This window comes from Moritella yayanosii (genome assembly GCF_900465055.1).
Lineage (GTDB): Bacteria > Pseudomonadota > Gammaproteobacteria > Enterobacterales > Moritellaceae > Moritella > Moritella yayanosii.
Map to the genome: position 1 here is coordinate 750,199 of NZ_LS483250.1, position 12,322 is coordinate 762,520.

The 12,322-nt window shown below is 40.2% G+C and carries 13 protein-coding genes and 2 pseudogenes; 11 read left to right on the forward strand and 4 right to left on the reverse strand.

Translation table 11 applies throughout. The features are described from left to right. Positions 1-125 precede the first annotated feature (125 nt). The 6 genes from MORIYA_RS03295 to MORIYA_RS03320 all read left to right on the forward strand — a co-directional run bounded on the left by MORIYA_RS03295 (position 126) and on the right by MORIYA_RS03320 (position 5,595). On the forward strand, positions 126-1,061 hold the full coding sequence (locus MORIYA_RS03295; protein ID WP_112712686.1) for a metal-dependent hydrolase: 936 nt from the start codon (positions 126-128) through the stop codon (positions 1,059-1,061). A 190-nt stretch (positions 1,062-1,251) separates the two neighbouring features. Beyond that, the gene (locus MORIYA_RS03300; protein WP_112712688.1) at positions 1,252-2,670 is read left to right on the forward strand and encodes a YcjX family GTP-binding protein; all 1,419 of its coding nucleotides are present in this window, start codon (positions 1,252-1,254) and stop codon (positions 2,668-2,670) included. Further along, entirely contained in the window at positions 2,667-3,731 is a 1,065-nt protein-coding gene (locus MORIYA_RS03305; protein WP_232011491.1) for a TIGR01620 family protein, read from the forward strand. Before MORIYA_RS03300 ends, MORIYA_RS03305 begins: the two co-directional genes overlap by 4 nt. 177 nt (positions 3,732-3,908) lie before the next feature. Then, positions 3,909-4,238 (forward strand): DUF3302 domain-containing protein, encoded by a 330-nt coding sequence (locus MORIYA_RS03310; RefSeq protein ID WP_232011708.1) that lies wholly within the window; start codon positions 3,909-3,911, stop codon positions 4,236-4,238. Next, positions 4,238-5,197 (forward strand): HlyD family secretion protein, encoded by a 960-nt coding sequence (locus MORIYA_RS03315; protein ID WP_112712694.1) that lies wholly within the window; start codon positions 4,238-4,240, stop codon positions 5,195-5,197. Before MORIYA_RS03310 ends, MORIYA_RS03315 begins: the two co-directional genes overlap by 1 nt. A gap of 152 nt (positions 5,198-5,349) precedes the next feature. Next, positions 5,350-5,595 carry a zinc ribbon domain-containing protein gene (locus tag MORIYA_RS03320; RefSeq protein ID WP_112718408.1) on the forward strand — a complete coding sequence of 82 codons (246 nt, stop codon included), beginning with the start codon at positions 5,350-5,352 and terminating at the stop codon, positions 5,593-5,595. Between the two features lie 36 nt (positions 5,596-5,631). On the opposite strand, the gene MORIYA_RS03325 is transcribed toward MORIYA_RS03320, so the two are convergent. From MORIYA_RS03325 to MORIYA_RS20980, 3 genes and pseudogenes are all read right to left on the reverse strand, one after another. Continuing rightward, complete coding sequence (locus MORIYA_RS03325; protein WP_112712696.1) at positions 5,632-6,825, reverse strand: DEAD/DEAH box helicase; 1,194 nt, start codon at positions 6,823-6,825, stop codon at positions 5,632-5,634. A gap of 83 nt (positions 6,826-6,908) precedes the next feature. Next, positions 6,909-7,607 (reverse strand): annotated as a pseudogene (locus MORIYA_RS20975) (RNA-guided endonuclease InsQ/TnpB family protein); the annotation flags it as partial. 15 nt (positions 7,608-7,622) lie between these two features. Next, positions 7,623-8,222 (reverse strand): helix-turn-helix domain-containing protein, encoded by a 600-nt coding sequence (locus MORIYA_RS20980; protein ID WP_197713351.1) that lies wholly within the window; start codon positions 8,220-8,222, stop codon positions 7,623-7,625. 36 nt (positions 8,223-8,258) lie between these two features. Here MORIYA_RS20980 and MORIYA_RS03335 point away from each other — a divergent pair, with 36 nt between their 5' ends. Beyond that, positions 8,259-8,477, forward strand: coding sequence for a transposase (locus tag MORIYA_RS03335; RefSeq protein WP_269461234.1), 219 nt, complete (start codon positions 8,259-8,261; stop codon positions 8,475-8,477). A gap of 189 nt (positions 8,478-8,666) precedes the next feature. Next, a complete protein-coding gene (locus tag MORIYA_RS20720; RefSeq protein ID WP_162629222.1) occupies positions 8,667-8,885 on the forward strand; it encodes a YbaK/EbsC family protein in 219 nt (72 codons plus the stop codon). A gap of 5 nt (positions 8,886-8,890) precedes the next feature. On the opposite strand, the gene MORIYA_RS03340 is transcribed toward MORIYA_RS20720, so the two are convergent. Then, complete coding sequence (locus MORIYA_RS03340) at positions 8,891-9,280, reverse strand: nuclear transport factor 2 family protein (RefSeq protein WP_112712698.1); 390 nt, start codon at positions 9,278-9,280, stop codon at positions 8,891-8,893. Positions 9,281-10,024: 744 nt separating this feature from the next. On the opposite strand from MORIYA_RS03340, the pseudogene MORIYA_RS03350 reads away from it, so the two are divergent. The 3 genes and pseudogenes from MORIYA_RS03350 to MORIYA_RS03360 form a co-directional block, all read left to right on the forward strand. Then, a pseudogene (locus MORIYA_RS03350) lies at positions 10,025-10,757 on the forward strand (IS91 family transposase); the annotation flags it as partial. 353 nt (positions 10,758-11,110) lie between these two features. After that, on the forward strand, positions 11,111-11,602 hold the full coding sequence (locus MORIYA_RS03355; RefSeq protein ID WP_112712700.1) for a type VI secretion system amidase effector protein Tae4: 492 nt from the start codon (positions 11,111-11,113) through the stop codon (positions 11,600-11,602). Continuing rightward, entirely contained in the window at positions 11,599-11,958 is a 360-nt protein-coding gene (locus MORIYA_RS03360) for a T6SS amidase immunity protein Tai4 family protein (protein ID WP_112712702.1), read from the forward strand. Before MORIYA_RS03355 ends, MORIYA_RS03360 begins: the two co-directional genes overlap by 4 nt. Positions 11,959-12,322: the final 364 nt, after the last annotated feature.

The window sequence follows — 12,322 nt, forward strand, 5'->3', positions numbered from 1 at the left end:
ATGAATGGCTAAGGTTGAGAGACCTTAGCCATTTTTGTTTATCGAATCAGCTAAAACTTGCCTAGCGGATAAAATACCATTAACTTAATAACAGAACTCAAGATTATTTGACACTAAGGCTGTCTATGGATTCAGTTACTCAAATTGTATTAGGTGGTGCTATTGGCGCTGCTATCGGTCATAAACAACTTGGCCGTAGTGCTATTGTTATCGGTGGTGTTCTCGGTACGCTGCCCGATTTAGATGTTTTTATACCAGCCGCGGATGCTGTCGCAAGCTTTACGGAACATCGCAGTTTCTCTCATTCCTTGTTGGTATTATTTCCCTTTGCATTCGTTTGTTTTACTGCGCTTAAATTGAAATTCAAAACGGATGTCATTTCCAATCAACGGCTGTTTTGGCTGTGTTGTTTAACCTTAGTTACTCATCCGCTCCTTGATGCGTTTACCAGTTATGGTACACAATTGTTTTGGCCGTTAGCGGGGCATCCTGTTTCTATTGCCTCTATTTTTGTTATCGACCCCTTATATACAATCCCGTTATTAGTCGGTTGTGTTTATCTGTGGCGTAGTAAGGAGAGCAAAGATAAGCGCAAAGCCAGACGCATTAACCATATTGGTTTAATGCTGAGTTCTGGCTATTTACTATTGAGCGTATTGCTGCAAACGCAGATGCAAAACAAAGTAGAGACAGCCTTACAAGCAAGCGGGATACCAACGGACAAAATATTCATCTCACCGCTTTATCCTAGCCTTAACTGGTGGGGTGCTATCGTAGTCGATGATGGTGTTTATTATGATGTAAAACTCAATGTACTAACCAACTCGTTGGACATATCGGCACAGCAAGACTTAGGTTATGGCGTGATTGATGTCTCTACACCTGCGTTAACATCGCTGGATTGGTTCACTAATGGGTTTATTCGTTTAGAAGACGTTGAAGGGCGATTAGTTGCGACTGATCTTAGAATGAAAACAGGACATATAGGTTATGCTTTCAAGTTTGCGCTGGCAGAGAAAGATACCGAAGGTTGGAAAGAAATATCGCCATTACGATTGTAGCTATTTACATTAAGCTCTATATTCATCTCCCATTCAGCTTATTTGGGTATACTCCCTATTTATAGTAAACTCTTTATTTATAGTAGACTTTCTATTTACAGTAACTTTGTATTATTAGTAATCATTGTGCTCCTTCCTTTAACCTTGAAGTAGGTATATGCGAGACTCAGACAAAACGTTTTCCAAGTTTATGAATAAAGCATCCCGCAAAGCGACTTCTCTTAAAGAAGAAGGGCTGGCGAGTATTGCTAAGCTGCAGAACCGTTACTTTTGTATTGGTATAACAGGCTTGAGTAAAAGTGGCAAATCGACTTTTATCACCAGTTTAATTAATCAATTGATGAACCATGAAAAAGCAAGCCTCGCTGGTTTTTCACCGGTATTAAGTGAACGTCTTCTTGGTGTAAAAATGCACCCGCTAGCGGATGCTGATATTCCAGTATTTCCTTATGAAAAGAACTACCAAAGCTTAACGCAAGCAAAATGGCCTGCATCAACCACAAATATTAGCGGCTGTTTACTTGAATTACGATTATCGCGTGCAGGACGCCGTTTAAACCCGTTAAAAGCAGATCAGTTCTCTTTATTCCTTGAAATTCGAGATTATCCGGGTGAATGGTTACTCGATTTGCCGTTACGTGAAATGAGTTTTTCACGTTGGAGCGAACAATGCCAAGCACAATATCAAGCATCACCACGGCGTGAATTGATAGGGGACTTATTCGACGAATTAACACAGCTAGACCCATTGTCAGTTGCTGATGAAACGGTATTAAAATCATTAAACGTGAAGTTTGTGCAGTTCCTTCACGACTGTAAATACAAACACAGCAGTTTAAGTTTGATCCAACCCGGGCGATTTTTATTACCAGGTACAGTTGAGAATGCTGAGCTATTAAACTTTGTGCCGTTACTGGGCTGTCAGAAATACAGTGACGATATGCTAAATGAAGCGGCTGATAACAGCTATTACAAGCTTTGTCAGCGTAATTATCAAGGTTATGTGAAGCAATTAGTGGATCCTTTTTACAAGAATTTCTTTAGTCGTATTGATCGTCAATTAGTGCTGGTGGATGTGGTGAATACCTTAAATGCAGGGCCTGATTATCTTGATGACATGCGCCAAGCATTAACCAATATTACCGAGAGTTTTTCGTATGGTAGACAAAATCGCCTGGTACAGTTATTTAAGCCTAAGATTGATAAAGTAATATTTGCAGCAACCAAGATCGATCAGGTATTAAGTGAGGATCATGATGCTGTTCGCCAGCTGTTAGGTGTGATTGTCAAACAAGCTTATAAGAGTGCACAACATGAAGGCGTGCAACCAATTTGTGAAGCTACGGCAGCGGTGCGCTCTTCTAGAGAGATTGAATATCAAGGTGACCGTGGTATAGCGGGCTGTGGTGAGAATGGCGAACCGATTGGTTATATTCATCCCACTATACCCACACGTATCCCCGAAGGTGAGCAGTGGCAGCCATTTTTAGATTGGCAAATACCCTTGTTAAATCCACCACAAGGGTTGTCGTACAGTAATCAGGATGTATTACCACATATTCGCATTGATACTATTTTAAACGAATTAATCGGGGATAAATGCCTATGACCAAGCAAGTAGATAGCCACGTAGTCGACCGCGCAACAACACGCAATCAAGGTAAAACAATTAACATGCACGCAGAAGATGTGGTGCTGACGCCAAGTCGAGAAGCCAAAGTATTTATGCCCGATCTCGACAATGATTTGAGTAAAGTGCCAGTATCAATTACTGCAGATGACACGGTTGATGAAACATACAGTGGGTTGACGCTAGAAGCGCTGCCAATCAAAGGTCTTAAATCGTTTGTTATCGGTATTGCGAGTCTCTTTGGGGTGATGTCGTTGTGGCAAATTTATACTATTTTTCAAAGTGTGTTAGCCCTGCATTGGATTGCGGCGGCAGGTTTTGCGGGATTGATTGTCATCGTTGCTATGTTGGCATTACGGAGCGTATTTAGCTTTATGTCTGACAAAGAAAACATGGCGGCGTTACAAGGCATACAAGATAAAGCTGAACAGCTAAAAGCGACCAATGATGTAGGCCAAGCACAAGGTTTCATTGTTAAGTTAACGGCGTTTTATAAAGGCAAACCACAAGCGCCCTTGTTGGCTAAATGCATAAAATCATTGCCTGATTACAGTAATGATAAAGAAGCCATGGTGCATTTGGAACAAGTGTTTTTAGTACCTCTAGATAAAGAAGCATTACGCCGCGTATCTAAGTACAGTTTACAAACCGGTGTTGTGGTTGCGGCAAGTCCGTGGGCGGCGGTGGATATGTTGCTGGCATTATGGCGCAGCATGAAAATGATTGATGAAGTAGGGCAGATATATGGGATGCGTCCTTCGTTGGCCAACCGTTACAAATTATTGAAAAGCGTGATCCGTTACTTAGCATTTATTGGTGTCACTGAGTTGGCGCTTGATGAAATGTTACAAGAATTTGGTACTACTAGCTTAGCGAGCATCACTGGCGCACGTGTCAGTCAAGGTATTGGCGCTAGTGTGTATACGGCACGTATTGGTTTAGCGGCCGTGACGGCTTGTCGACCGATTGGCTTTTCTGCAGACAACAAACCAAAACTGAAAGATTTTATCAAGCGTATTGTACAGCGCATGAATGGTTAAACCTTTAATCACTAACGCTGGCAAGGATAGCGTGATTCGATTGCCTTATTTACGCTCGCAATAGTCTATTATTGAAGCTTGTAAGCACTAATTATATTATTGTTTTACTTAAGTTTAATGGTAGGCTTATTCACTCTTACAAGAAGTAAGAAAGATTCTGAGCGATTAAAGGAGTTAATTATGCTGGAATACGTTGCACTAGGTTTACTGGTGTTTGTTGCTATTGTGCTGTTTTATGGTGTCATCGTTATACATGATATTCCTTATGAAATTGCTGTTCACCGAAATCACCCGCATCAAGATGCGATTCATGTCGCAGGCTGGATCAGTTTATTTACACTTCATGTAATTTGGCCATTTTTATGGATCTGGGCAACCTTATACCGAACTGATCGCGGTTGGGGTTTTTCGGATGGACATTCAAGTAAAGAGCATATCGAAAGATTAGAACTTGAATTAGCAGAAGTAAAACAACGTATTAATGCGTTAGAAGGAGGGAGTGAATAATGGATTTATTACTCATATTAACGTATACCGCTTTATGTATTGCCATATTCAAAATATTTAAGATCCCATTAAACAAATGGAGTGTGCCAACTGCTATTCTTGGCGGTATCATACTGATTGGCGGCTTGATTTTCACGATGAATTATAATCATCCATTTTCAGAAATTAGTCGTGAATATTACGTCACTACGCCAATCGTGCCTGCGGTTAACGGCACTGTGATTGAAGTACCTGTTAAACCTAATCAGTTATTGAAAAAAGGGGATGTGCTATTTAAGTTAGATCCTAAGAAATTTCGCAACAAGATTGCTTCAATTGAAGCGAATTTAACGGTTGCAGAATCTGACTTTAAACGCGCTAAAGCACTGTATCGTAAAGGTATAGGTAAACAACGTGATGTTGACCTTACCCGAGCCCAAGTTGATGATTTAACCGCTAAGCGTGAGATTGCGCTGTATGATCTTGATAGTACCGTTGTACGTGCACCGACCGATGGTTATGTGGTGCAGCAAGCATTACGCCCTGGCATGCGCGCTGTGAGTCTGCCATTACGACCTGTGATGGTATTTAAGCATAAAGGTGAAAAAATGCTGGTTGGTTGGTATCGTCAAAACAGTATGCTACGTCTTGAAAAAGGCTCTAAAGCTGAAGTTATCTTTGATGGTTTACCAGGCAAGGTATTTAGCGCGATAGTGATAGGTGCGATTCCGGCGATCCCTGAAGGGCAAATACAGGCATCAGGCACGTTGATTTCGGTGCAAAGCGCACGTGTTCCTGGTCGTATTGCAGTATTGTTTGAAATTGATGATCCTCGTTTTGACCAATATAGCGATGTGATGATGGGCGGTGCGTATGGTCAAACTGCTATCTATTCAACGCATTTTGAACATGTGGCAATTATGCGTAAGATATTGTTACGTATGGCGTCTTGGATGAACTACTTCTTCCCATTCCATTAAAAAGTGAATGTTAGTTAATTAATTGAAAAGGGTTATAGCTTCGGTTATAACCCTTTTTGTTAAAACATTTCGTGCTTATACCTTTATGAGTATAATCAGAGGTATTAATTACTTATGTTAGTGACATTATACGGAATACAAACATGAATAACATGAATCGCAATGACAATAATAGTAATGAGAATAGCTGTAACCAATGCCATGAACCACTGGACTGGCAGTCTGGGGGATACCATTGCAGTCATTGTAAACTGGATTATAAAAAAATCAGTTTTTGCCCAGACTGTAACGCAGCGTTAGAGAAACTACAGGCATGCGGTGCAACGAACTATTTTTGCAATACGTGCAACTCGTTAAAATCAAAACGTCGCGTTAGCCATCAATTCAAGCTTGTTTAAGTGAACCATAATTCAATTTGACCGACATCTATATTCTCACCTTCTATTTCTTTTTTTAACCTTTTTCTTGGCTTTTTTAGGCGCTGCTGAAAACGTTTTATGAAAAGGCTGGTCTGTAACAACAGGAATGCCTTGTCCGATGCTTTTTTCAATACTATGTAATAGCGTTATATCATTTTCTACAGCAAATGAAATGGCCATTCCACTTTTCCCCGCACGAGCAGTTCGTCCTATACGGTGTATGTAGTTTCTTGGATCTTCAGGAAGGTTATAGTTAATGACTAACGTAATATTATCAACATCAATGCCACGAGCAGCAACATCAGTTGCAACTAATACGCTTAAATTAGAATCTTTAAAGTTTTGTAACGCTTCCTCCCTAACTGCTTGTGTTTTACCACTGTGAAGACTAGCGGCAGTGATTGATGCTGCTTCTAGTGCTTGAACAATGATGTCAGCGCCAGGCTTTGTTTTACAAAAGATGAGCACTTTTTCATAGTCAGGTTGTTTCAGGATATTAAGTAGCAAAGGCACTTTATTCGATTTTTCAAGATGGTATACACTTTGATTAATCAGATCGATAGTAACCGTTTCCGCCGTAATTTGAATTTTTGTCGGGTCCGTTAATATGGCGTCTGCAAGTATTTCTATTTCAGCAGGCATAGTCGCTGAAAACAATAGTGTTTGTCGGTTCTTTGGCAGCTTAGATATGATGCGTTGAACATCCTTAAAGAACCCCATATCAAGCATTGTATCTGCTTCATCTAACACAAATACTTCTAATGCCTTAAAGTTTATATCGCCGGTTTTAATTAAATCCAATAGCCTGCCAGGGGTGGCCACTAAAATATCAAGTCCAAGTGCGATAGAGTCAACTTGATTTTGTCTTCCTACGCCACCATAAACCACCTTAGTTTTAAGCCCTAAACCATCTGCGTAGTCATCAATGTTTTGCATTATTTGCGAGGCAAGCTCTCTCGTGGGCGTTAGTATGAGCGAACGCGTGCTTTTAGCGTTGATATCAATTTTATTGCGTCCCAAATTATTGATAATAGGCAATGAAAAGGCCGCAGTTTTTCCTGTTCCCGTTTGCGCGATACCAAGAAGATCATTCCCATTAATAAGCGCTGGGATACATTCTTTTTGGATCGGTGTGGGCTGTTTATAGCCTTTAAGACTAACGCGGTCAATAATTGACTCTAAAAGTGAAAATTCTTTAAACTCTGACATGCTGGCTCGGTATTCTTTAATCAATAGCCGATTATTCTAACAGAATGCTTTAACATATTTAAGACGTAGTGAACTACTCACCGCTAAAGCGGCAGAGCTTCCTGTAGACAATCGCCTACATTCTTTTTTGACGTTTCTTTAGTAGATGCCTGTTTGCTACGCTTGCAGGTCTTACGTTTACTTCCACGCCCATTACCTAAACTGAGTACACCCTGTTTAGACAACTCCGTTCCAGAGTCTAAGATTAAGTTAATTGCTCTTTTTGCTATTACACTACTTGCATTTGAATCTGCATTATCAGAATGTCCACAGCTAACGCAATTGAACTCACTTTGTGATGTTCTGTTAGCTGGGTGAATGTGACCACAATTAGCACATTCCTGACTTGTGTATGCGGCAGATACGTTAAATACCGCCATTGCTTCACGTTTAGCTTTATTAGAAACAAACTTACCGTTTTGATCTTGCTTGGCCTTCGGCTTACGAGTCATGCTTTTTGTTTTAAGATCCTCAAATACGAATATCTGAAAACCTGATTCTATAAGCTCACGGCTAGTCTTGTGACAAAAATCTTTTCTTATGTTTGCGCATTTAGCGTGATGTTTTGCAATTCTAACCTTGGTCTTGTTTCTGCGGTTAGAATCCTTAGCTTGCTTTGATAACCTGCGCTGTAGCCGCTTGATATATCGCTGCGACTTACTACTTGATAGCTTTTGCTCTTTAGTAAAATCAAACGCTTTGTAACCTGCATGAACGGGGACGGCCACACCACGATCTAAACCAACAGTCTTTTCTTGTCAAAATTCCTTAGTTGCACTTTTTAGATATGATAAATGTTCTTCATCGCTAGGTAATGTCTTTTCATCAAAGCCATCATCATAGCAAAATGAAACACTGTATAGGCCGCGCTCTTTCTTGATGTATATTGATTTTGGCTCTGTAAACTTACTGTGTGCTTTAAATGATAGGAAACCAATGTTATTTGTTTTAGTGCCAATGAATAAACGGGTTACACCGTCATCACACTTAACGAACTTGAACACTTCTTTTGTCAGGTGAACGGAACCACGATCTGATTTTGACTTGACCTTAGGCTTTCCGCACTCACCTTTCATAAACTTCTGGTAAGTTTGATACCAGTTCACCGCGCTATTGCGAATGATCTGACTAGGACAATTGTATAACCACGGGCTTAATTCTTTAGATTTAAACTGTGCAGCCTTTTGGTCTACAGGTGCATAAGTGCCGATTGAATAATACTTACGAGCAAATACACTGTAATACTTTTCTTCACCACATTTAGCGTTCCAGATAAACTTTGCACAACCCATCCACTGAGAAAGAACTTGTTTTTGTTCGTTAGTCGGGTTTGCTTTTAATTTAATACCTAATAACACTTTAGTCCTCCTTAGCTCAATAAGTTGTTGTTATTCGTGGTAAATGGTAAGTCATCATACATGATTAGGCGTGAATACTGGGAGCATGTTAAAAATATGCTTTGGGGTAATCACTTCTGGTCGCCTAGCTATTGCGTTGTGTCTTGTGGTGGTGCTTCATTGGATATTGTTAAGCAGTACATAGCTAATCAGAACACACCGCCAAGCGATAGAGCCGTAAAAACATCAATCGCTTTAAGTAAAAAAAAGACATAGTTACAACTTACTTGACCCCCCGATAAATCGAGGGGATTGCGTAAGCGTCATGTTCAAGGTAACTTTTTGTGACCAATCCCCACAAAATATCTCACAAAAACAGTTCAGTAATCAAGTGTTCTGACCCCTTGATATTCGCCTTTATTTTTCTTTCACGGCTAATTTTTTAAGGGATTAGATAATTAAAAAATGGATGTATTGACAGAACGCCTACACAAATATTTGAGAGTGACACCGAGGGCAGTGTCGTTACTGGCTTTGATCAATGACACGGAACCTAAGGTTGAATTTTTAATGGATGATGACATTTGGCAGCAGCGGGCATTCCAATGCCATCCATTATTGAATACTGAAACTTATGTGTTAACAAAGCGCAAAGCATTAATTTTTAAAGCGACAGGCCACTAAGTCGGTCATCCTGCTGCCTGTAGTAATTCTCCCATCTTCTGATGAATTAAGTTAATGGCTTTGAGCGGGCGGATAATCACTTTGAATTCGGTGATCTTGCCTTCATCATCCCATTTGATCATATCCACACCATTCACCAAGATGCCATCTAACTCGACTTCGAATTCCAGTGCAGCATCGTTATCACTGATGATCTGGCGGACATAGTGAAATGATTCGTTGACGAAAACGGCCAGTGCGGCAGTCAGATATACAGTGGTTATTATTTTACCTGCTTGTGGTGCATGAGTTACTGGTGAGTGGAAAACAACCTTGTCAGAAAGTAATAGATCCAGATCATCTGTATTACGAGTTTGCAGTATTTGGTGCCAAGTATCGATAGTATTGAGTTTCATCTATTTTCCTCCAAAGGATTGATTAGTAATAATATAGTACTAATTACAGTAAATTGACGTAGAAATGCTGAAGTACAATAAACAAATTGCAAAAACACCTACCCCTGCAACGGGATGGACACAACCTCTATTGCTTACAAAGCTGTAAAGATGGCCAGAGGCTTTCCATTTCTAATGGGTCATACCTATCGAAGAGTTGCCTTAGTGCTAGTCAAACTTGCCCCAAAGTAGCTTAGAGCTTTGGCTCTCTCGCAATATACTCATATCGACTTTCCATACATTTGTTGATGTATTATTACTGTAGTGAAAAAGAACTCAGTGTTAGCGAGCTAAAACAAAATGTCAGTTGTTCGACACATACGTTCGGGCGTTTTCCTTAAGTCAAAACTGGTTTTGCATACAAGTATAATGAAATCTAATCATTTTTTGCTAAACATGGATTACTTATATTGCCAAACAGTCTCAGTTTGTTTACCTAAACGAAAAGAAAAACTGCCACAACTATTAACACCGCAAGATATTTCTGCGGTCATTTACTATTGTAAAACGAATAAACACAGAGCCATGGTGGCGTTGTGTTACGGCTGTGGTTTACGTGTAATACTGGCAACAGTATCACCCTGAAACTTGGTTGGTTGTTTGGTACTTGTTGGCATGGTGTTATTTACCCGATTCATGAATCCACATTTCGTAAAGGGTTAACTTGTGCTGCCCGCAAAGCAGGAATAACAAAACCTTGTAGTCCACACAGCTCGGTGCCAAGGGCAGCAGACGCAAGCGTGGATAGAGAAGCAATAAACTGAAGTGCTAAACTGTCGCTATTTCCATCTGGTGTTTACTTTGCCTCACGAGCTGAATATTTTGGCGCACTATAAAGCCAAGGAATTGTATAGCGCACTGTTTGAAGCAGTGTGGCAGACACTGAGCCAATTTGGGATGACACGCAAACACTTGCAAGGTCAACTCGGCGGTACAGTAGTTTTGCATACGTGGGGACAAACCCTGACGCAACATATTCATTTGCACTGCTTAATTCCCGGAGGGGTGTTAACCTCGCAAGGAGAATGGCATGGGGTAACATCGGATTATTTGTTTCCAGTAAAAGCCCTTGCTAATGTGTATCGAGCTAAGATGATGCAAGCGTTAAGGCATCGAGAATTAGTTATTGAGCAAGCTGATGCAGCTCACAGCGGATGAGTTTATCCGTCGTTATTTATTGCATGTACTTCCTAAGGGCGTGATGCGAGTTCGCCACTTTGGATTTTTAGCCAACGCTTGCAAACGAAAAAGACTGGCGCTTATTAAAGAGCAGTTATCATCGGCTCCCACTAAAACCGAAAAGACAACAGTTGAAATAGGTTGTCAATGGTTATGTCCTCAATGTAAGGAAGGCTATTTGCTGTTTGTCGGCATTATCAAACCTCTGTCGCAGATGATGATGCAAGGATATCGAGAACCGTTACGATTGTCAGGCTGATGAAGTCAAGGTGGCGGTAACGTCATTGCAAACAGTAGAAAATAGATACCTTGTTGGTATGAATACCGACGAGGGAGGCAGAGCTGTTTTAAAAAGTGGGAAGTTGAATTTATCACTCAAAAAAAGTACATGAAGATGATAACAATAGGCACGTGTAAGCAACAAAGAGTAAATAGTATCAAGCGATTAACAGCAAGTTACGTAAAAATACCTACCCGATAAAAGCAAATTCCTATAGCATAAAGCATACCGAATAGATTGGACGTGGCATCGGCCAAGTCCAACAAGCGATTTGAGCCTTGCAAAGAACGCAAAGCACAAATACTAAGACGTTAAATCACAAGGAGAATACAATGGCTAGACCTAGACCACACTTTGCCAGGGCATGGATGCACTTTTCAGAAGTTAATATATCGGTAAAAGATGTAGGTAAAAAAATTGGGGGTCATGTCCAAATAAATATTGACTCTGAAATATTTCAAAATGCGTGCCCAATACGTATGAGTTATGTTTTAAATAAGTGCGGCATATTAATACCTAAGGGAGGAAAGTACGCAGTAGTAAGCGGGCAAGATAAAAAACAATATATGTATCGTGTTAACGATATGATTCCATATTTAGAAGAAATATTTGGTAAGCCTGATATAACAGTTAACCACCCAAGAATGTCAGATTTTAGTGGTCAAAAAGGCATAATTGTATTTTCTGGTAATGGTTGGTCAAATGCAAGAGGTCATGTCACTCTATGGAATGGCATGATTTGTTCAGATGCTTGCCACTTCATGGGTTCAGATGAAAACGGTACTTTTATTCCTCAAAAAGCATACCTTTGGTTGTTAGCATGAATAAAATCATGATACTTATTTTGGTTAGTGTAATTGCATCATGTTCAAGTGCCGCTATGAAGGAAGCAGATTCACTAAATCAAAAAACACTTTATAAAAACTGGGTTTTAAGCCGCTGTTTAGCAGCTATTGTAGATGATAAAAAACAAAAAAAAGATGCGTTTAATACAGCTAGTGCATATTTAGAAGTATCCAACTTGCCTGTAGAGTATTTTTTGGCATCAGAAACGCTAATGCAACAGTTTATTTCTTTAGAATATCAAGGCTCGATTTCTGGCTCATTTAATACAAAAAAATGTATTGATTTATTTGGCAGCAAAGAATTAGATAACTTGTACCATGAACTCACAAAGTGATTTAACAAGTTGCTGCATAGGAGTGGTGAATTTGGCAGGGTGTAAGTCCCTGTCAGGTAAGGTTTAACCAACCACCTGTATCGAGTGTTGCGCCTTTGGCGGAGTTTGAGATTAGCCGATGCTTTTCAGTGAGCGATCACAATCAAGCGAACAATATAGGTGAAGCGTACACAGAGAATCATATAGGCCATAGGGATTGTCGTGGCATGTTTGAAGAGATGTATTGAGAACTTGAGAGATCCAAAGGTGTTCCACAGGATGTGGTAGGGAAGCTTAGCCAAAAGCAAAGCCAGCGATGACCCTTTGGAAGTCAGATCAGCCCATAGTAGTCTGAGCAGGGGAAAGCCTTGAGCATGGCGAAGGA